At 69.7% G+C, this 19,751-nt stretch carries 20 protein-coding genes; 11 read left to right on the top strand and 9 right to left on the bottom strand.

Annotated elements, in window-relative coordinates:
* Positions 1-27 precede the first annotated feature (27 nt).
* Positions 28-462, top strand: coding sequence for a GFA family protein (locus M8009_RS18155; protein ID WP_250063777.1), 435 nt, complete (start codon positions 28-30; stop codon positions 460-462).
* 10 nt (positions 463-472) lie between these two features.
* Here the strand turns inward: M8009_RS18155 and M8009_RS18150 are convergent, their stop codons facing one another.
* The 5 genes from M8009_RS18150 to M8009_RS18125 all read right to left on the bottom strand — a co-directional run bounded on the left by M8009_RS18150 (position 473) and on the right by M8009_RS18125 (position 5,724).
* The gene (locus M8009_RS18150) at positions 473-1,579 is read right to left on the bottom strand and encodes an extracellular solute-binding protein (RefSeq protein WP_250063774.1); all 1,107 of its coding nucleotides are present in this window, start codon (positions 1,577-1,579) and stop codon (positions 473-475) included.
* Positions 1,566-3,329 (bottom strand): chloride channel protein, encoded by a 1,764-nt coding sequence (locus M8009_RS18140; protein WP_284047896.1) that lies wholly within the window; start codon positions 3,327-3,329, stop codon positions 1,566-1,568. The genes M8009_RS18150 and M8009_RS18140 overlap by 14 nt, the downstream gene beginning before the upstream one ends.
* An 87-nt stretch (positions 3,330-3,416) precedes the next feature.
* Positions 3,417-3,824 carry a glutaredoxin family protein gene (locus M8009_RS18135; RefSeq protein ID WP_250063772.1) on the bottom strand — a complete coding sequence of 136 codons (408 nt, stop codon included), beginning with the start codon at positions 3,822-3,824 and terminating at the stop codon, positions 3,417-3,419.
* A 128-nt stretch (positions 3,825-3,952) separates the two neighbouring features.
* A complete protein-coding gene (locus tag M8009_RS18130; RefSeq protein WP_250063770.1) occupies positions 3,953-4,423 on the bottom strand; it encodes an aminoacyl-tRNA deacylase in 471 nt (156 codons plus the stop codon).
* 146 nt (positions 4,424-4,569) lie between these two features.
* Complete coding sequence (locus M8009_RS18125) at positions 4,570-5,724, bottom strand: ChaN family lipoprotein (RefSeq protein WP_250063768.1); 1,155 nt, start codon at positions 5,722-5,724, stop codon at positions 4,570-4,572.
* A 162-nt stretch (positions 5,725-5,886) separates the two neighbouring features.
* Between M8009_RS18125 and M8009_RS18120 the strand changes: the two genes are divergently transcribed.
* The 4 genes from M8009_RS18120 to M8009_RS18105 all read left to right on the top strand — a co-directional run bounded on the left by M8009_RS18120 (position 5,887) and on the right by M8009_RS18105 (position 10,419).
* Entirely contained in the window at positions 5,887-6,246 is a 360-nt protein-coding gene (locus M8009_RS18120) for a hypothetical protein (RefSeq protein ID WP_250063766.1), read from the top strand.
* Positions 6,246-7,385 (top strand): heparan-alpha-glucosaminide N-acetyltransferase domain-containing protein, encoded by a 1,140-nt coding sequence (locus M8009_RS18115; RefSeq protein ID WP_250063764.1) that lies wholly within the window; start codon positions 6,246-6,248, stop codon positions 7,383-7,385. The genes M8009_RS18120 and M8009_RS18115 overlap by 1 nt, the downstream gene beginning before the upstream one ends.
* A gap of 187 nt (positions 7,386-7,572) precedes the next feature.
* The gene (locus tag M8009_RS18110; protein ID WP_250063762.1) at positions 7,573-8,625 is read left to right on the top strand and encodes a L,D-transpeptidase family protein; all 1,053 of its coding nucleotides are present in this window, start codon (positions 7,573-7,575) and stop codon (positions 8,623-8,625) included.
* A 45-nt stretch (positions 8,626-8,670) separates the two neighbouring features.
* Positions 8,671-10,419, top strand: coding sequence for a mechanosensitive ion channel family protein (locus M8009_RS18105; RefSeq protein ID WP_250063760.1), 1,749 nt, complete (start codon positions 8,671-8,673; stop codon positions 10,417-10,419).
* Between the two features lie 59 nt (positions 10,420-10,478).
* Here the strand turns inward: M8009_RS18105 and M8009_RS18100 are convergent, their stop codons facing one another.
* Positions 10,479-11,564, bottom strand: coding sequence for a methyltransferase domain-containing protein (locus M8009_RS18100; RefSeq protein ID WP_250063758.1), 1,086 nt, complete (start codon positions 11,562-11,564; stop codon positions 10,479-10,481).
* 121 nt (positions 11,565-11,685) lie between these two features.
* Between M8009_RS18100 and M8009_RS18095 the strand changes: the two genes are divergently transcribed.
* Complete coding sequence (locus tag M8009_RS18095; protein ID WP_250063756.1) at positions 11,686-12,708, top strand: GlxA family transcriptional regulator; 1,023 nt, start codon at positions 11,686-11,688, stop codon at positions 12,706-12,708.
* Positions 12,709-12,723: 15 nt separating this feature from the next.
* Here M8009_RS18095 and M8009_RS18090 read toward each other — a convergent pair whose 3' ends face one another.
* Complete coding sequence (locus tag M8009_RS18090; protein ID WP_250063754.1) at positions 12,724-13,155, bottom strand: RidA family protein; 432 nt, start codon at positions 13,153-13,155, stop codon at positions 12,724-12,726.
* Between the two features lie 164 nt (positions 13,156-13,319).
* On the opposite strand from M8009_RS18090, the gene M8009_RS18085 reads away from it, so the two are divergent.
* Together M8009_RS18085 and M8009_RS18080 are read left to right on the top strand one after the other, a co-directional pair.
* Positions 13,320-13,766 carry a PaaI family thioesterase gene (locus M8009_RS18085; protein ID WP_250063752.1) on the top strand — a complete coding sequence of 149 codons (447 nt, stop codon included), beginning with the start codon at positions 13,320-13,322 and terminating at the stop codon, positions 13,764-13,766.
* Between the two features lie 14 nt (positions 13,767-13,780).
* Positions 13,781-15,424: an MBL fold metallo-hydrolase gene (locus M8009_RS18080; RefSeq protein ID WP_250063750.1), complete on the top strand. Its 1,644-nt coding sequence runs from the start codon at positions 13,781-13,783 to the stop codon at positions 15,422-15,424.
* 33 nt (positions 15,425-15,457) lie between these two features.
* Here the strand turns inward: M8009_RS18080 and M8009_RS18075 are convergent, their stop codons facing one another.
* Entirely contained in the window at positions 15,458-16,363 is a 906-nt protein-coding gene (locus M8009_RS18075) for a cation diffusion facilitator family transporter (RefSeq protein ID WP_250063748.1), read from the bottom strand.
* A gap of 179 nt (positions 16,364-16,542) precedes the next feature.
* Here M8009_RS18075 and M8009_RS18070 point away from each other — a divergent pair, with 179 nt between their 5' ends.
* The 3 genes from M8009_RS18070 (at position 16,543) to M8009_RS18060 (ending at position 18,082) form a co-directional block, all read left to right on the top strand.
* Complete coding sequence (locus tag M8009_RS18070) at positions 16,543-16,845, top strand: CDGSH iron-sulfur domain-containing protein (protein ID WP_250063746.1); 303 nt, start codon at positions 16,543-16,545, stop codon at positions 16,843-16,845.
* A gap of 118 nt (positions 16,846-16,963) precedes the next feature.
* On the top strand, positions 16,964-17,530 hold the full coding sequence (locus M8009_RS18065; RefSeq protein WP_250063744.1) for a hypothetical protein: 567 nt from the start codon (positions 16,964-16,966) through the stop codon (positions 17,528-17,530).
* A 78-nt stretch (positions 17,531-17,608) separates the two neighbouring features.
* Positions 17,609-18,082: a GFA family protein gene (locus tag M8009_RS18060; RefSeq protein WP_250063742.1), complete on the top strand. Its 474-nt coding sequence runs from the start codon at positions 17,609-17,611 to the stop codon at positions 18,080-18,082.
* A 70-nt stretch (positions 18,083-18,152) separates the two neighbouring features.
* Here M8009_RS18060 and M8009_RS18055 read toward each other — a convergent pair whose 3' ends face one another.
* The gene (locus M8009_RS18055; protein WP_250063740.1) at positions 18,153-19,742 is read right to left on the bottom strand and encodes a BCCT family transporter; all 1,590 of its coding nucleotides are present in this window, start codon (positions 19,740-19,742) and stop codon (positions 18,153-18,155) included.
* Between the last annotated feature and the right edge of the window lie 9 nt (positions 19,743-19,751).

Genomic DNA, 19,751 nt, shown 5'->3' with positions numbered 1-19,751 from the left:
CGGAGGAACCTTCCCGAGAGGTGTGACATGAGCGATGACAAGACCTATCACGGCGCCTGTTTCTGCGGTGCCGTCCAGCTGAGGGTCACCGGCGAGCCGGAGGCCATGGGCTACTGCCACTGCGAGGACTGCCGCCACTGGTCGGCGGGGCCGGTCAACGCCTTCACGCTCTGGAAGCCGGAGGCGGTGGAGGTGGTGCAGGGGGCCGACACGCTGGGCAGCTACCACAGGACGCCGGCCAGCCTGCGCAAGTGGTGCCGCAGCTGCGGCGGCCATGTGTTGACCGAGCATCCCGGTATGGGGCTGATCGACGTCTATGCGGCGATCCTTCCCGAGCTGACCTTCGAGCCGGCCCTGCATGTCCACTACCAGGAGTCGGTGCTGCGCTTGGCCGATGGCCTGCCCAAGATGCGCGACGTGCCCGCCGAGCTGGGGGGCACGGGGGAGACCCTGGACGAGTGAGTGGACGGCATCACTCCTGCTCCCGCTTGGCCAGCCAGGCCCGGAAGTAGTCCTGGATGCGTCCCAGGGTGCGGGCGTACCACGCCTCGTCCTTGGCCAGGGCGCGTTCGGCATTCAGCGGATGGGTGGGGATGTGCAGCCGCATGTCCACGCCGCTGTCGGGGTGGGTGGTGACGCGTACCGCCGCCGAGCGACGGGCCGGGCCGTAGGGGATGTGGCGCGACAGGTCGGCGAGGCGCTCGGTGGTGGTGGCGAAGCGCAGCAGGTCGCGGGCCGCCTCGGGATGCGGGGCGCCGCGGGGGATCGCCCAGGTCTCGTGCTCCTGGACCTGGCCGTCCCAGAGGATCTCGATGGGTACCCCGCGGTTGACCATGGCATCGAAGAAGCGGCCGTTGTAGCCCGAGGCCATCACCACCTCGCCCTCGGCCAGCAGCCGCGGCGGCGTGTCGCCGGCCTGCCACCAGTGGATCTCCTCCAGCTCGTCCAGGCGCGCCAGCGCCAGGTCCAGGCCGCGCCGGGTGCTCAGCAGCCCATAGAGCTCCTCGTGGGGCACGCGATAGGCGAGCAGCGCCCACTCCAGGTTGACCGCCGGGGTGCGCTGCAGGGCGCGAGGGCCGGGGAAGCGCTGCTGGTCGAAGAGGTCCTCGATGCTGTCGGGGCGCGTGCCGGGGAAGGCGTCGCGGCGGTAGGCGACCACGGTGGCGAAGATGCTGTGGGTGATGGCGCAGCGCCCGAAGGCGTCCGGCAGGAAGTCCTCTTCCGCCGGCGTGCCGTCCGGGGCCGGCGCCAGCAGCCTGGGGGAGAGCGGCTCGAGCAGCCCCTCCGCGCAGGCGGCCATGGCCTCGCTGCGGGTCATGTCGATCAGGTCCCAGGGCACCTCGCCCTCGGCCACGGCACGGCGCAGGCCATCCAGCCCCCCGTCGTATTGCGCCACCTCGATGCGCGTGCCGGTGGCGGCGGTATAGGGGGAAAAGAGGGCGGCTTGCTGGGCGCGCTCGTAGGCCCCGCCCCAGCTCAGCACGGTGAGCGCGTCGTCGTCTGCCTGCCCGGGCACGGCGGCGAACAGCGCCAGCCACAGCACGCTCACCGGCCCTCGGTTGCCTCTACCCCGTGCCATGTTCCTCCCGTCTCAGCTCGTCGCTGTGCGCCAGATAGGCGCGCGCGATGCTCGCTTCAAAGACCACCCCCCGGAAGGCGTCATCCGCGGCGGGGTCGACCACCGGCAGGGCCTCTCCGGTGACGTCCTGCAGCTCGGCCATGGCGTCCCACAGCGAGGTGTCCGGGTGCAGCACCGGACGCGCCAGGGTCGCCACCTCGCCGGCCTGTGCCGGCCCCGTCGCGGCCTCCCGCGCGGCCTCCAGGTCGGCCAGGCTCACGCAGCCCAGGTAGCGCCCCCGGTCATCGACCAGGTAGCCCTCGCCGTGCCGGGCCCGACACAGGGCAGTCACCGCCTCGGCCACCGGGGTCTGCGGCGCCAGGGTCACGCACTCTTCGGTCAGCTGCTCGGTCACCGGCGTGTTGCGCAGCACGGCACGTCCGCGCCCGGCGGAGAGGTCCAGGCCGCGATGCTCGAGCTGGATGTCGAACAGCGAGCGGCCGAAGAGCTGGGCGGCGATGGGGCTGGCCAGGGTCACGCTGGCCAGGGCGGCGGTGGTCAGCGCATAGCTGCCGGTCAGCTCGAAGACGATCAGCAGGCTGGTCAGGGGTGCGCCGATCACCGGCGAAGTGACCGCGACCATGCCGCACACGGCATAGAACACGAAGGTCTCCTGGGGCGCGCCGCTGAGCTGGCCGACCAGGCTCCCGCAGAGGGCGCCGAACAGGGTGCCGATGACCAGTGCCGGGCTGAACACCCCGCCGCTGAAGCCCATGCCCAGGCAGAGCCCCGTGGCGGCGACCTTGAGCACCAGCACCAGCAGCAGTTCGGCGCTGCCGAAGGCGCCGGCGATGGTGGCGAAGCGCAGGGTTTCCTGGCCCATGCCGAGGATGTCGGGGACCCACAGGGCAGTGAGGCCCAGCAGGGCGCCGGCCAGCGCAGGGCGCAGCGGCGGGGCAAGCCTCAGGGTGCCGGCCAGGCGCGTGACGCCGAGGATGGTGTGCATGTAGGCCCCGGCGACCAGCGCCCCCAGTCCGCCGATGGCGAGGAAGGCCACGAACTCCCAGGGGCGGGGCACGGCGGTGTCGGCGACATGGAATAGGGCGCCGCGGTCGAGCACATTGGTGGCGATCACGTAGCCGACGAGGGCCGCCGCGGCGACCGGGGCGAAGGCGCGCAGCGCGTAGTGGCGCAGCACCACCTCGTGGGCGAAGACGATGCCCGCCAGGGGGGCGTTGAAGGCGGTGGCGATTGCCGCGGCCACCCCGCAGGCGATGGTGATGTTGTCGTCGGAGCGCCCCAGGCGCAGCAGCCGTGCGCCCAGCGAGCCCAGGGTGGCGCCCAGGTGCACCAGGGGACCGTACTGGCCCACCGAGGCCCCGGCGCCCAGCGAAACCAGCGCGCTCAGCGCCGACAGCCCTCCGGCCCGGGGCGGCAGCCGGCCGCGGCGGGTCTGCACCGCGGCGATCACGTCGGCCGGGGCATGGGGGCGCCCCTCGGGGATCGCGCGGTGCAGCAGGCCCACCACCAGGCCGCCGAGCGCCGGCACCGCGACGGTGGCGGCCAGCAGCAGGCCCGGGTGGTCGAACATCATGCGGCTGCGCGGCGAGATCAGCAGCAGGTCATTGAGGGCCAGCACCGCGCTGACGAAGGCCACGGCGGCGAGGGCGGCGATGGCGCCGAGGATGGCCCCCAGGAGCACCAGGCCCAGGAAGCGGACGACGGCTAGCGGACCGCGACCGGAAGCGGGGCGTAGCGGAAGGGTGTCCATCCCCAAGGTGTAGGCGGCCCCTCGGCGCAGGGCAAGTGCCGCCCCGCCTGCCGGCAGTTGCCTGTGCGCCCTTCCGGGCGCGGCGGGTCAGGCGGCCTGGGCCTCGGCCGTGGCGAAGCGACGGTGCAGCCAGGCGTTGATATCGTCGGATTCGTAGAGCCACTCGGTCGGGCCGTCGTCGTGGGCGATCTTCAGGCAGGGCACCTTGACCCGCCCGCCACTCTCGGCGAGCTCGCGGCGGTGATCGGGGTCGTGCTGAGCGTCGCGCAGCTCGATCTCCAGGCCCAGGCGGGCGATCTCCTTGCGCACCTTGATGCAGAAGGGGCAGCTGCGGAACTGGTAGAGCGCCAGGTTGCGGCAGGCCTCGTCGACCCGGGCCTGCGCCTCGGGGCTGCGCTGGATGGCCTGGGGGGTGGAGAGCTTCTCGGAGGCCAGCATGACCGGCGCCAGCACCAGGCGCAGGCCGCGGAAGAAGGTACGAATCAGGATTCTCATCGGCGGTGGTCAACCTCGTGGACGATGGATGGGGCAGGGGCGCCCATGATGCCTGTCGTGGCCGCGGGTTGCGAGAACGTCGACGGGCCGCGAACCTCTCGGTCGCGGCCCGTGTTGCCTTCAGGGGCTCAGTGGTGGCGGCTGATGTGGCCGTGCGGGCTGGCGGTCATCAGTCGGTCGAACTCGCTGCCGCTCATGTGTACCAGGGTCTCGTGGTCACCGGCCTCGAAGTAGATGTCGGGCTGGTGGCGCAGCAGGTCATCGATGTAGACCTGCAGGCCGTAGGCCTGACCCACCGGGGTGGTGGCGCCGGGGTCGCAGTCCTTGAAGCAGTCGGCGATCTCGTCCTCCGAGGCGAGCTCGACCTTCTCGTGGAAGAGCGCCGAGAGCCGCTCGATGTCGGCATCGCAGGTGCTGGGGACCACGGCCAGGCGGTAGCCCGCATTGCCGTGCAGCATGACCGCCTTGGCCAGCTGGTTGCCGGCGATATGGGCCTGTTGGGCGATGCGGCTGGTCGTCACTTCGCGCGGGTGGGGGACCTCCTCGAAGTCGATATCACAGGCTCGGAGGTACTCCCGTATCGTCATGGGCATGCTCATGACACTTCCTCCTTCGGCCACGGTGGGCCGGGAACGACAATGATTGCCTCCCTTCTGTGGATGGTGCGCTCCATGCGTTCAGCATAGCCGCTCCCGACCGACGGCGAGACGCTCAAGCGAGGCCAGCGCCCCGCCGTGCCCGGCGCTCAGCTCGCGGCGGGCGGGAAGCGCGCCAGCAGCTCCCGGCGCTCGCCGTCGCGACGGATCTCCAGCGGCAGCAGGGTGCCGGGGGCCTGGCGGCCGATCACCGCGGTGAGATCGGCGGGCCGCGCCATGGGAAGGCCGGCGGCGGTGACGATCACATCGCCCTCGGCGAGGCCGGCTGCCTCGGCCACGCTGCCGGGGGCGATGCCCTGGACCAGCACGCCGTCCGCGTGCTCGCCGATCAGCACGCCCAGGCGCGGCGGCTCGGGGGGCTGGAAGGTGGACTCGTCGCCCAGCGCATAGAAGGCATCGGCCAACGCCGCGGGTGGCTGGCAGTCGGGGCCCGGTGCCCAGGGCAGCAGGCTGCGATGGTTGCCCAGGCCCAGGTCGTCGAGCTGGTAGGGCACGCCGTCGCCGTCGGCCAGGTGGCCCTCGCCCATCAACCCCGCCACCAGCGGACCCTCCGCGGCGGCCTCCACCAGGGCGGTGGCCATGGCGCGGTCCCAGACCAGCTGGGCCGCGATGAAGCGCTCGAGGTCCGCCGGGTCGTCGTTGCGGTTGGCATGCTCGGCGTAGATCGCCTCCAGCGACGCCCGGTAGGCGGGCGGGGCCGGGGCCGGTTGCGTGATGCCGAAGCGCTCCTGCTCGGGGACCGCCGCCCAGCCCTCGCTGGCCAGCCGGCCGCGCAGTTCGGGGGTGACGTTGAGCGCCAGCAGCGGAATTCGCTGCATGCGCGCGAAGTGGAGGATCGGCAGGTAGAGGTCGGGGTCGAAGCCCCAGGCCCGGTGCCAGTCGCTCTGCTCGAGGAAGGCCGCCTCGTCGAGCTCGCCGGCCACCCAGGCATCCAGCGCCGGCTGGGCCTCGCGGGGCAACATCTCCAGGCCGATCACCATCGCCGGGCGATGGGCATGCAGGGCGGCCAGGGTGTGAAGCTGCCAGCGGTGGTGGTCGAGGCGGTCATGCTGCTCGCCGAGCAGCACCACGTCGCTCCCGGCGAGCTCCGCCATCAGCCCGGCGGTGGTCAGCGTCTCGCCCCCGGCGACCCGCCACTGGCCGGGAGCGGGGCAGCCATCGGCCAGAGCGGCGAGCGGGGCCAGCCAGGCCAGGGCGGCCCCGAGGCATAGGGAACGTGAGCGGAAGGAGCGGGATCGCGACATCGGCGACTCTCGGTGGAGGGGGACCCGCCCAGCCTACCCCGAGGCCGGGTGGGCGAAAAGCACCCGGGCGAGATACCCCTGGCGATGACGGGGCCGCGGCGCCTGGGCGATACTGGCGCCGGTGTCGTCCATGTCGGACGACCATCGACCAGCGGGGGAGGCATGATGGGAGCGTTGCGCAGAAGCGCCGCTTGCCTGGCGGTGACGCTGATCGCCGGGCTGCTGCTCACGGGCTGTGGCGGAGAGGCGCCGGCCAGCGAGGTGCCCCTGCCGGTGCTGGCCAATAATCCCGCCGTCCATGACGACAGCCGGGTCGCCACCCGCGGCGTGGTGCGCCACTTCGAGGACCCGCTGCACTACTGGATCGAGGATGAGGACCTCAACCGGGTCGAGATCTTCCCCCATGAGCGGGTTGCTCTCCATCTGGGCGAGGCCGTGCGGGTCGAGGGTCACTTTCGTTACTCCCCCCGCGAGGGACGGCGGCTGACGCTGGAGAGCATCGAGCGGCTGGAGGGCGGTTGATGCCGGCGGCAGGCAGCGGAAGGTGGCGGGCGATCCAGGAGCGGCTGGGGGAGCGCCCCTCACTTCCGGGCGGCCAGGGACGCGTCGAGGCGATCGACCTCGCGCGGGGTGTGGCCATCGCCCTGATGATCGTCAGCCACGCGGTGAGCGGGCTGCTGGGCATCGGCCAGGTGCCGGAGTGGGGGATGGTGCCGATCCACCTGCTCACCAAGCTCTCCTCGTCGCTGTTTATCACGGTGTTCGGCATCGCCCTGGCGGTGGCCTTCCTGCCGAAGACCAACGCGCCCGACTGGTCCAGGCGACGCCTGAAGCTGATGCTGCGTGGGGTCGAGGTACTATTTTGGTACAAGGTGCTGACCGTCGTCGAGATGCTGCCGCTCTACGGTCCCCAGGACATCCTCGACACCCTGGTCTATCAGCGCTTCCCCATCTGGGTGGAGATACTGGGCTTCTATGCCATCGCCCTGCTGTGGCTGCCCTGGGTGCTGCCGCTGTGGCGCAGGATGCCGCTCTGGTCGCGGCTGGCCGCCCCGCTGGCCGTGGCGCTGCTGGCCGGCTGGCTGGAACGCCATGTCGCCTTCTGGGGCATCGAGCCGCTCAAGGCGATCCTCGTCGAGGACGACGACCACTACACCTGGGGGCAGCTTTCGCGGCTGCCGCTGGTGATGCTCGGCCTGCTGATCGGTGAGGGAGTGCTGCGCTGCCAAGAGCGCGGCGCATTGCGCCGTCGCCTGGTGCCGGCCCTGGCCGCGGTGGGTACGGCGCTGCTGCTGGGGTTCGTGGCGCTTTCGTTGCCCGGCCTCGACGCGGCGCTGATGGCGGTCGCCCGCAACACCGGCAAGCACCCGCCGGGGCTCGCCTTCATGCTCTTCAGTCTGGGCGGGGCGCTGCTGGTGCTCGCCCTCTGCCTGGCGGGGGGCGCGCGAGCCGCGGCCTGGTTGCGCCCGGTCACGGTCGTCGGCTCGGATGCCCTGGCGGCCTTCATCTTCCATATCGTGGTGATCTTCGGGGTCTTCCGCCTGCTGCTCGAGGCCTGGCAGGTCTACAGCTATCCTCAGGTGCTGGGCATCGGCCTGGCATTGGTGCCGGCTACCGCGGCCTGGATCGCCCTGACTCGCTGGATCAAGGCGCGCTCATGAGGTGTCGGCCGAACGCGTCCTGCGCGACGTCGGGCGCGTGCTGCGCTAGCACCGGTTAGCAGGTGCTCCTCTTGTGGCATGCGGATGGCGGGCCTGCCTCGCTCCCAGTTGCCGTGGCGAAGGTGCCATGAAACACTGTTCACAAAGAGTCCCTTTCCCCGATGACATCCCCGAGGCCATGCACACCATGACCCCTTCCGTGATCTCTCCCCTGGCCAGGCGCTGCCGTCCCCTGGTCCTGTCCCTCTTCCTGCTCCTGCCGGCGGTTGCCCTGGCCGAAGAGGAGTGGCCTCGTGGCCACTACCCGCTGCCCGAGGCAGGCAACATGGTCGGCGAGGTCTATACCGTCGAGACGAGCAAGGGGCAGACCCTGCTCGACATCGCCCGCGAGCACAATGTCGGCTACGAGGAGATCCGCAACGCCAACCCGGAGGTCAGCCTCTGGGCGCCCGACCCGGGCACCGAGGTGGTGATTCCGGCACGCTACATCCTGCCGCCGGCAAAGCGCGAGGGCGTGGTGATCAACGTGGCCGAGCTGCGCCTCTACTACTACCCGGATACCGCCGAGGGCGAGACGCCCCGGGTGGAGACCTATCCCATCGGCATCGGCCGGGAGGGCTTCAACACGCCGCTGGGCGTGACCGAGACCACCATGAAGCTCAAGGATCCGGCCTGGTACCCGCCCGAATCGGTCCGCCAGGAGGCCAGGGAGAACGGTGAACCGCCGCCCGAGGTGGTGCCGCCCGGGCCGGACAATCCGCTGGGCCAGCACGCCATCATGCTCGACATCCCGGGCTACCTGATCCACGGCACCAACCGCCCGGACGGCATCGGCATGCGCGCCAGCCGCGGCTGCATCCGCATGATGCCGGAGACCATCGAGGCGCTCTTCTCGCGCATCGAGGTCGGCGAGCGGGTCAACATCATCGACATGCCGGTGAAGGTGGGCCAGGAGGGTGAGCGTCTCTACGTGCAGTCCTTTGAGCCTCTCGAGGAGCAGGAGAACGGCATGGACGACCTGCTGGAGGCGCTCGGCCAGCTGCAGGCGAACAAGGCCGCGGCCAACATCCCGGTGGACTATGGCCGGCTGCGCGAATCGCTGGAGGCCAGCAGCTGGCAGCTGGTCGCGCTGGCACCACTGCCGGAGGAGGCCATCGAGCCCGAGCCGCTGCAGTGGTTCGACGAGATCCTGGCCATGCGGCCCTGGCATGGCCAGCTGGAGACCCGCCAGGAAGGGTAACGACAGCCGGAAAAGGGAATTTCCGACAACCCGGGAAGGACGCGTATGAAGACCCCACTCGTAGGGTTCCTGCTGCTGGTGTTGCTGGCCGTCTCCTGCCTGGGGCATGCCCAGGAGGAGGACGGGGAGGAAAGCCGCTGGTTCAGCGTCGACTCGCTGAATGCCGGCCTCGGCCAGCCGCCCGAGGAGGTCAATCGCCAGACGCCGCGGGACGCGGTACGCAGCTTCCTGGAATTGACCGACCAGGAAGACTATGCGGCTGCGGCGCATCTCCTCAACCTGTTCGACCTGACCCCCGATGAACAGGCCGCGCGAGGCGCCGTGCTGGCCAGGCAGCTCGCCGAAGTCCTCCAGCGGGGCGAATGGCTCGACATCTCCGACCTTTCCGCGCGTCAGGATGCCATGGTCGAGGATGGCTCGGGCCAGAGCTCCCGCGCCGGCCAGACCCGCCGAAACCTCAAGCTGGCCACCCTCGAAGCCGACGGGCAGAGCTATGAGGTGCGCGTGGCCCGCTACCGGGCGGGCGAGCAGGATCCCGTCTGGTTGATCGCCCCGGAGACGATCACCGCGATCCCCAAGCTCTACGAGGAATATGGTCCCTCCTGGCTGGAGAGCCATCTCCCCGAGCGCTTGCATACCTCCATCGGCAAGCTGGAGCTATGGGAGTGGCTCGCCATCCCGATCTTCCTGGTCATCACCGGGGCGGTGGGATGGTTCACCCATGCCCTGATGGGCCTGCTGACCCGCAGCCTGCCCGCGGGGCTTGCCAGCGTCTTTTCGCAGATGATCCGGCTGCCCCTGGCCTTCATCGCCATGGCGCTGCTGGCACAGTGGCTGCTCGACTACGTGGTCTCCTTCTCGGGCATGGTCACCGCCACCCTCGGGGTGGTGCTGATCATCATCATGGCGTGGGGCATCGGCCTGATCGCGGTGCGGCTCGTGGATACCCTGCTGATCAGGATGACGCGCCTGCTGGTGGGCGAGATCGACGACACCCGGCACCGCGACGAGCGCAAGCTGCTGACCACCCTCTATGCGCTGCGTCGTGCCGTGATCCTGGTCACCGTGCTGGTCGTGGTGATCTACGTCATCGCTCAGGTCAGTTTCTTCGAGACGATCGGAATGACACTGCTGGCGTCGGCCAGTGTCTTGACGGTGCTGGTGGGGGTCGCAGGCCAGGCCGTGCTCGGCAACATCCTGGCCTCCTTCCAGGTCTCCCTGACCAAGGCGATCCGCATCGGCGACCTGGTGGTCTTCGAGGACCAGTGGAGTTACGTGGAAGCCATCTACTATACCTTCATCCGCCTGAGGACCTGGGACGAGCGGCGCCTGATCGTACCGGTGAAGTACTTCGTCTCGAAGCCCTACGAGAACCTTTCCGCGAAGCATGCCAAGCTCTACCGGACCATCGTGCTTAGGCTTCATCTCAGCGCCGATGTGGCCACCTTGAGGGAGAAGTTCAAGGAGTTCGCGATGGCCGAGGAGCAGGTCATCGATCACCATAAACTGGCTTGTTTCGTCACCGGCCAGCATGAGGCCACCCAGGAGGTCTCCTTCTATCTGATGGGCCCCGAGGCCGTAGGTGCCTGGGAAGCGGAGGCGAAGGTCCGGGAGAAGCTGCTGGCCTTCATCCGCGACCACCATCCCGAGTGGTGGCCCAGGGAGGTGGTGGTGCTCAGCCACCACGACATCGCCCGGGGCGATACCCCGGCCAAGCGTCGGATCCGGCGGCCAGCCACGGTGCAGGAGGTCGATGAGCCGCCATCTCCCGGGGGCGAGCCTTCAGCCGAATGACCAGGCCCGTCCGGCGATTGCCGGGCGGGCCTGTTTCTGCCGCTCGTCGCGGCGCCCCGTCAGGGCCGACAGACGAAGTAGTCGTTCTGGATGTCGTGCTCCAGCTGATGGACCCGGATGTCCCGGAAGCCCGCCTCCTCCAGGTAGGCCAGCGCCCGTTCGCGGCCCCACATGGTGCCGAGCCCCTCGCCACCCTGGGCCAGTGAGACCGTCATGCAGTGGCTGACCGAGACGGCATAGAGCATCGTCCCCAGCGGGTGATCCTGGTCCAGGTGGTGGTGACTCGAGGCATGGATGTCCTGGACCAGGTAGACGCCGTCAGGCGCCAGGCTGCGGTGGATGCCCTTGAGCAGGCTTCTCGGCCGGGCCTGGTCGTGGATGCCGTCGAAGGTGGTCACCAGCTCGAAGGCGTTGGGCTCGGCGCTGACGTCGAAGTCGCTCAGGTCACGCACCTCGAAGTTGAGGTTATCGAGCCCGGCCGCCCGGGCCTGTTCCCGTGCCCAGGCGATGGCCTCTCCGGAGAGGTCGTAGCCGACGAAGCGGCTGGCCGGGAAGCGCTCGGCCATGGCCAGCAAGGCGCGGCCGCGGCCGCAGGCGCAGTCCAGCACCCGGATGCCCGACTCGAGCCGCTCGATGAGCCCCGGCGCCAGGGGCAGGATGGCGTCGAACAGCGCCGGCAGCACCGTCTGGCCGCTGTCGCTGGCCATCACCTCCTGGAAGCGCGGATAGCGTGAGTAGGGCACACCACCTCCCTCGCGGAAGCAGCGGACCACGTCGTCCTCCACACTGCCCAACAGCGAGATAAACTGAGCATAGACGGCGAGGTTGGCCGCTCCCTGGTCGGTGAGCAGCTCGGCGTGGGCATCGGGGAGGCGATAGGTGCCGTCGGCCGGGTCGGTGGCGATCACGCCGCCGGCGACCAGGCCGCCGAGCCATTCGCGGACGTAGCGCTCGTCGAGCCCGGCGCGCTCCGCCAGCTGCTGGCTGGTGAGGGGCGGCTGGCCGGTCAGGGCCGCGAAGAGGCCGGTGCGGTGGCCGATGGCGGTAAGCAGCATCAGCCCGCTCTCGTTGAGGGCATTGACCAGCCGGGCCTCGAAGGCGCTGCTGTCGGCCTCGGTCGCAGGAAGGGAATGGACGTTGCACATGAGGGTTCTCCTGATGTTTAGGGATTATTCTTAGGGATTGTTGTTGGCGTACAGGAGAACCCTACGGCGGGAACGGCATCGCAACGAAAGGGGATTGCGCCGCAAAGGGGTGTTTTCTGCCATGACGATTGAATCCGCCACTCAGGTCGCCATCCTGGCGGTGCCCGAGACCACCGCCTCCACCCTCTATGGCATGTTCGACCTCTTCGGGTCGGCCGGCCGCGACTGGGAGCTGCTGATGCACGGGCGCCCCGGGGTGTCGTTGCTGTACCCGCTGATCGTCTCCCGCGACGGGCGGGGCTTTCGCACCCGCAACGGGGCCTGGATCGAGCCGGACGGAGCGCTGGCCGACTGTCGGGCGCCGACGGCCATCTGCATTCCCGACCTGCTGGTGGTGCCCGGCGCCAGGCTGGAAGGGCACTACGACCCGGAACTGGCCTGGCTACTGGCCTGCCACGGACGCGGGGCCCTGCTGGCTGCGGCCTGCACCGGCTCGCTGCTGCTCGCCGAGACGGGGCTGCTCGCCGGGCAGGATGCCACCACCCACTGGGCCTACTGCGATGCCCTGGCCCGTCAGCATCCGGAGGTGTGCGTGCATGCCCATCGCGCCCTGGTGGTCAGCGGCGAGGGGGGCCGCCTGATCATGGCCGGCGGAGGCACCACCTGGATCGACCTGGCGCTGTTCCTGGTGGCGCGGCTGGTGGGGGTGGACGAGGCGATGCACCTGTCGCGGATCTTCCTGATCGACTGGCACCACGAGGGCCAGCAGCCCTATGCGGCCCTGACCGCCGCCCGACAGGTGGAGGACGCGCTGATCAGCGAGGCCCAGGTATGGGTCGCCCAGCACTACGATGCCCACTCGCCGGTGGCCGGCATGGTCCGCCGCAGCGGGCTGACCGAGCGCTCCTTCAAGCGTCGCTTCAAGGCCGCTACCGGCATGACGCCCATGGACTATGTGCACACCCTGCGCCTCGAGGAGGCCAAGCAGATCCTGGAGAGCGGCGACGAGCCCATTGAGGCGGTGGCCGAGCAGGTCGGCTATGCCGACCCGAGCTTCTTTCGGCGCCTGTTCGGTCGGCGCGTGGGGCTCACCCCGCGGGCGTATCGTCGGCGTTTTCGCGGCCTGCGCCTGACGCTGCAGTGACTCCCGAGCCGCTCTTCAGTTGCCTGACGGCTCCGCCTCCGAGGCCGGGGTCTCCTTGCTGCCGGCGGGGCGTCGCGCCATCACGGTGATCTCCACGTGGGCGCCGCCGTAGAGGCGGGGCGACTGGGTGCAGGTGCGTGCCGGGTAGCGGTGGGCGTCGAAGAATTCGGCGTAGGCGGCGTCCATGTCGCGGATCAGGTCGAGGTCGGTGATGTGCACGTCGACCCGCACCACGTCCTCCATGTCGCAGCCGGCGGTGGCCAGCATGCGCTGGAGGCTGCGCATTACCAGGCGGGTCTCCTCGGCCATGTCGCCGATCACCGTCTCGCCGCCCTGGATATCCTCGGCGGTCAGCCCCGAGAGGAAGACGTAGGCGTCGTCGATCACCATATGGCTGCCGGGGAAGAGCGGCAGGGGCAGGGTGGCATCGTTGTGGTATTGCGGCATGCTGGCGTTCTCGGGGCGGCGTGGGCAGGGTCTCGTGAAGCGTCGTTCAGGTACCCCGGGATGTCCAGTCGGTCCCTCCACGCCCCCTGCCATCGACCAATGGGCCGGGCGTGTCCGGCATGGTATTGCTGATGGCTGAGACAATCACCACAAGGAGCCGTCCCATGACCCGGGCCCCCGACTTCCCGCCGGCCAACCCCGACTATCGGACCGAGGTGGAGCGCATCTTCCAGGCGGCGCCCTTCATCCGCTCGCTCGGCATCGAGGCCGAGGAGATCGCCCCGGGCCTTTGCGTGACGCGCCTGGCGGTGCGCGAGGACCACCAGCAGCAGGATGGCTTCGTGCATGCCGGCGTGCTGGCCACCATGGCGGACCACACCGCCGGGGCCGCCGGTGCCACCCTGATCCCGGCCGGGGCGATCGTGCTCACCGCCGAGTTCAAGATCAACCTGCTGCGCTCGGCCCGCGGGCCTGAACTGCGCTGCGTGGGGCGGGTGCTCAAGCCCGGCCGCACCCTGATCGTCGCCGAGTCGGAGGTGTATGGTGGCGAGGAGGGCGCCACCCTGGTGGCCAAGGCCACGATGACCCTGGCCGTGGTCAGGCCGCGCTGATGGCGGGAGCGCGCATGACCGAGATTCGTCCCGCCGCGACCCTCGCCCTGGTGCGCGACAGCGACCGGGGGCTCGAGGTCCTGGTGCTGCAGCGCACCTGGCAGGCGGCCTTCCTGCCCGGCTACTTCGTCTTCCCCGGCGGTGCCGTGGACCCCCAGGACCCGGACGTGCGGGCCTGCGCCTCGGGCCGTGGCGACGCCGCCATCAGCCAGACCCTGAGCCTCGATGAGGGCGGGGCCGACTACATGATCGCGGCACTGCGCGAATGCCTCGAGGAGGCGGGCCTGCTGCCGGCGCTGGACGATCGGGGCCGTGCGTTGCCTGGCGATCATCCTGTCCTGAGCGCAGGCCGTGAAGCACTGTGCCGCGGCGAGGTCGACTTCCGCGAACTGTGCGAACACCACGGGCTGGTGCTGCCCCTCGATCGGCTGGCCTACCTGGGCCACTGGGTCACGCCCCGGGGCGCGCCGCGACGCTTCGATACGCGCTTCTTCGTGGCCCTGGCGCCGCCGGGGCAGCAGGCGGCGCACGACGGCAGCGAGACCATCGCCCACGCCTGGCGCACGCCCGCCGATGTGCTGGCGGATCACCGCCGGGGCCGGCTCGCGCTGGGCTATCCCACCCTGCGCACCCTGCGCCTGCTCGCCGACTTTGCGACCGCCGAGGCGCTGCTGCGTTACGCCCATGCCAACCCGCCGACGCCGCGTCCCAGCCGCCCCTGGCCAGCCCGCAAGGGCGGCGCCGCCTGGCAGGTGGAGCCGGATGCCCCGGCCTATGCGGAGGTGCGCCGCCTGGACCCGCAGCGCCGGGGCATGGCCAGCGCCGAGATCGAGCCCGGCCGGGCGGTCGAACTGGCGCCGGGGGTGATCCGGGTCACCGCCCCCAACTCAGGCGCGATGACCGGCCCCGGTACCAACAGCTACCTGCTGGGCGACGGCGATGACCATCTGGTGATCGACCCCGGCCCTGCGGAGCCGGCCCACCTGGAGCGGCTGCTGGCACTGGCCGGCGGGCGGCTCTCCCGGGTGCTGGTGACCCACACCCATATCGACCACTCGCCGGGAGCGGCCTGGCTCAAGGCGCGCACCAGCGCCCGGCTGGTGGGCCTGCCGCCGCCGCCCGGGGCCAGCCAGGACGCCGGCTTCGTGCCCGACCACCGGCCTCGCCACGGCGAGCGCCTCGAAACGCCCGCGGGTTCGCTCAAGGTGCTGCATACGCCGGGTCACGCCTCCAACCATCTCTGCTACCTGCTGGAGCCCGCGCGACTGCTGTTCGCCGGCGACCAGGTGATGCAGGGCTCCACGGTGGTGATCAACCCGCCGGACGGCGACATGGCCGCCTACCTGGAAGCCCTGAATGCCCTGGGGGAGGAGCCCTTCGACACCATCGCCCCGGGCCACGGCTTCCTGATCGGTGAGGCCCACGCCGCTATCGACTTCCTGGTCACCCACCGCCTGGCCCGGGAGCACAAGGTGCGCCGGGCCCTGGCGCGCCACGCCCCGGTGAGCCTGGAGACGCTGACACGCCACGCCTACGACGACGTACCGGAGGAGAAGCTGGGAGTGGCGGCACGCTCGGCACTGGCCCACCTGCTCAAGCTGGAGGCCGAGGGGCGCGCCGCACAGCGGGCGGGGCAGTGGGTCTCCCGGGAGGAGTGAGGAGAGGTCGCGCGCGAATGCCGGCTAGCCTGCTCAGGCCCAGCGCTCGTCGGCGGTGAAGGCCACGGTGAACCAGCGCCGCTCCGGCGGCGGGCTCAGCCCGGCGCTGATCTGCTCGCGGATCTCGTCGAGCACGGCGATGCCCTGGCCCTGCCCGTACTCGGGCGTGGTGACGATATGGATCTCGATGTAGTGGCCACGGCCGGCCTTGGCCACGTGGCTGTAGTAGTGCAGTAGCCCCTCGCGCGCCATCACCGGCGCCATGGCCGCATGCACCTCGCGGTCGATCCCGCTCGGCGCGATCAGCAGCACCTCCTTCATGGCGCGGCGCACGATGCCGATGGGTACCGGCATGAAGCTGGCCGTCAGCACCATCAGCAGCACCGAGTCCACGTAGGGGGTGAGGTGTGCCCAGGCGGTGCCTTGCAGGAAGCGGGCGATGATGAAGGCCAGCAGCAGCGAGGTGGTGATCAGCGCCGCCATCAGCCAGCCCTGCATGTCGATGCGCACGAACTCGGAGTCCGCGATGCGGTTGATGCGCCGCTGGTAGGCGGTCATGGCGAAGCAGACGATGGCCACCACCACCGCGTAGCCGATCGCCAGGTCGAAGGCGAGCTCGCGGCCGCCCTCGCGCAGGTCGAGCAGGGCGGTGAGAAAGGCATAGAAGCAGAGCAGCATCAGGATGCTGCCGTTGAGCGCAGCGACCAGCGGCTCCAGGTGCCAGTAGCCGTGCTGGAAGCGCTCGCTGGCCTCGCGCACGGCGAGTCGGGCCACCAGCAGCGCCAGCCCCGACATGGCGGCGTCGATGGTGGAGAAGACGCCGTCGAAGAGGATCGACTGCGAGCCGGCCAGCAGGCCGAAGGTGACCCCGAGGCTGGAGACCCCCAGGGTCACGAGAATGGAGAGCTTGAGGGCGCGCTGCTCGAGGGTGGCTTGCATGGCGGGTCTCTGGGGCGGAAAGCCTTCCAGTCTAGCCGAGCCGGATAGGGCGGGCGAGGGGCTCGCCTTGCGCCCGCCTCAGCCGACATGCCGTTGGCGCCAAGGGCCCGGTGCTGATTGCCAAGGCCACCGGGGCTCATCCAGACTCGCAACATCCACCCCGACCCCAGGAGGCCACCATGAGCCAGCCGGTCATCGCTGACAACCAACCCAAGGCGGTCACGCTGCAGAAGGGCAAGAAGTATGCCTTCTGCGCATGCGGCCACTCGCAGACGCAGCCCTTCTGCGACGGCTCCCACAAGGGCACGGGCTTCGGCCCCAAGGTGTTCGAGGCCGAGCAGGATGGCGAGGCCTTCCTGTGCCAGTGCAAGCAGACCAGCAATGCGCCTTACTGCGACGGCACCCACCAGCAGTTCAGCCAGGCGCAGGTGGGGCAAAAGGCGCCTGACCCGGGTCCCGACAAGCAAGGCCCGGGGCTATGAAGGGGCCGACGGCGGATGTCTTGGATGCCGCTCTGGCGGTAACCGGTGAGGGGAAGGGGGGGTAGGGGCAGGGCATCGCCTCGCGCCTTGCTCACACTTTTCCCGAGGGGAATCGCCTATGAGTCGATCAGCCAGCACGGCATGGTTTCTGGCTCTTGTAGCCGCGGTCGTTATGCCGGGTTGTTCGTCACACGGCGTCTATCCTGTGGAATGGGGTGGCCTCTCTGCAGCCGAGGGCGATAGCTGCCCCTCTGTTGCGGGCGTGTATCAGAACGCGGGAGAGCGAGCAGTGCCGAAGGGTGGCTCACCTCAGTATTCCCCGCCTCATCTTTCCAGCTATTTCTTTGCAGACACCGCCGCTGCGGCGCGCGAGAATCGTGTGCGGATCACGGGTGAAGCAGACGTGGCGCTCAGGATCGAATTGCTCGACGAGCAGGCTTCCGTCGAACCGCGCCTCCTGCTGCGTCAGGAGCATTATCGCTGCGAGGATGGCTGGTTGCTGCTGGAAACCTCGCGTTGGATGGCGGAACAAGCAAGTGGCTTCGAGTCCATGGCCTATCGCTTCCGCAAGACGGATGACGGTGCAATGGTGGTGCGGGTGAGTGCTTCCGCGGTTGGTGTCGTGTTTGTGGTGCCCGTCGCCGGAAGCTCGACCGAATGGCACCGCTTCCTGCCGGCGAGATAGGGCACACGTGCTGACCTACCTGAGGTGCTGTGAGGACTAGACTTCTCAAGGCCATTGTTGCACCCCGGAGGAACGAACATGCGACTCGAAGGCTCCTGCCACTGCGGCGCGGTACGCTTCTCGGTGGTCTCGCCGCACCCGTATCCCTACCAGCGGTGCTACTGCTCGATCTGTCGCAAGACCGCGGGTGGCGGCGGCTATGCCATCAACCTGAGCGCACGCGCCGAGACCCTCGAGGTAGAAGGTGGCGAGCACAAGGGCGTCTATCATGCCGTGATCGACGGCAAGCAGAGTGCCGGCGAGCGTCATTTCTGCCGCCACTGCGCCAGCGCACTATGGGTCTTCGATCCCCATTGGCCCGAGCTGGTCCATCCCTTCGCCTCGGCCATCGACAGCGAGCTGCCGATCCCCCCTGAGCGGGTCCACCTGCTGCTCGACAGCAAGTCCGGCTGGGTCGAGGTCGAGGCGAGGGAGAATGACAGGTGCTTCGCCGGCTATCCCGAGGAGAGTATCGCCGAGTGGCACCGCCGGCTGGGGCTGGAGACACCATAGGCCACAGAGACAGGGAAGGCGGCACCCGACCGGGTGCCGCCTCCAGGCATTGTGGCAACTGGCGTGCGGCTCAGTCGGCCCGGGCGGCGGCCGCTGCGCCGGGGGCGAGGATGCCCTGCTCCCGCGCCATGGCATAGGCGGCCCGGGGGCCGGCCCACAGCGAGGGCAACAGCACCAGTGAGACCGGAATCGCGGTGATCACGATGAACTGCTGCAGTGCGCCGATCTGCCCTGCGCCCATATAGAGCAGGATGCCGGCCATCAGCGCCATGGTGATGCCCCAGAAGGCGCGCACCAGAGGGCTTGGCGCGTCGTGGCCGGCGCACACCACGGCGATGGCGTAGCTCATGGAGTCGCCGGTGGTGGCCACGAAGATGCTGGTCAGCAGCAGGATGGCCAGCGCCATCAGGGGGCCACCCGGCAGCGCCTGGGCCACGGTGAGGGTCGCCACGTCGAACTGGAAGTTGTTCAGCGCCTCGCTGAGGTCGATCGCCTCGGTCAGCTGGTAGTGGATGCCGGAGCCGCCCAGCAGGGTGAACCAGATCGCGGTGGCCACCGGGGCCATCACTGCCACGGCCAGGATCATCTCGCGGATGGTGCGCCCGCGGGAGATGCGTGCCACGAAGATCGCCATCAGCGGCGCATAGCCGATGAACCAGGCGAAGAAGAACACCGTCCACCACTGCATCCACCAGGCCGGCGCGGTCTCGGCGCTCATGGTGGCCATGCTGAAGAACGATGACAGGTACTCGCCGAAGCCCTGGCTGAAGGCGTTGACCAGGAACAGGGTGGGGCCGGCCACCAGGATCACCGCGGCGATGGCCAGCGCCAGGAAGACGTTGAAGCGCGACAGGATCTGGATGCCCTTGTGGATGCCGGTCATCGCCGAGGTGACGTATACCCCCGCCAGCAGCACCAGGATGCCGAGCTGGGTGGCGTAGCCCTCGCTGACGCCGAACAGCTCATGCAGGCCGAAGCTCACCTGGGTGGCGAGAAAGCCGATCGGGCCGACGGTGCCCGCGACCACCGCGATCACGCAGCAGGCATCGACCAGGCTGCCCAGCGCACCCTTCATGACGCGTTCGCCGAACACCGGGTAGAGCAGGGTGCGCGGCTGCAGCGGCTGGCCCTTCACGTAGTGGGCATGGGCCAGCACGATGGCGCTGAGCGAGCCCAGCACCGCCCAGGCCAGGAAGCCCCAGTGCATGAACGACTGGGCCAGGGCGCCGGCCACGGCCTCGGCGGTGCCCGCCTCGGTGTCGAAGGCCGGCGGGGTCACCACGAAGTGGTAGACCGGCTCGCCCGCGGCGAAGAACACGCCGCCACCGGCCAGCAGGGTGCACATGATCATCGACAGCCACTTGAAGGTGCCGATCTGCGGGCTCGTGAGGTTGCCGACCCGGGCGCCGGCCGCCGGCGAGATGGCCACGCCGATGGCGATCAGGAAGGTCAGCAGCAGCAGGAGCTGGAAGTAGGTGCCGAGTGTGGCTGCCGTCCAGGCGAAGCCGATGCTGATGCTGTCGGCCACCAGGTCGATGTCGTAGAGCGACAGGCCGACGAAGGCCACGATGAAGCCGACCGTGAGCAGCAGCACGATGGGGTCGCCCAGGCGCGACAGCGCCGAGGCCCCGGAAGGGGCGGGAGTCTTGTTCGGAGGCATGGGGATGCT

Origin of the sequence: Halomonas gemina, from assembly GCF_023554995.1 — a bacterium.
GTDB classification, from domain to species: domain Bacteria; phylum Pseudomonadota; class Gammaproteobacteria; order Pseudomonadales; family Halomonadaceae; genus Halomonas; species Halomonas gemina.
Note: the sequence above shows the minus strand (reverse complement) of the source record. Positions and strands in the feature narration are given on the sequence as shown.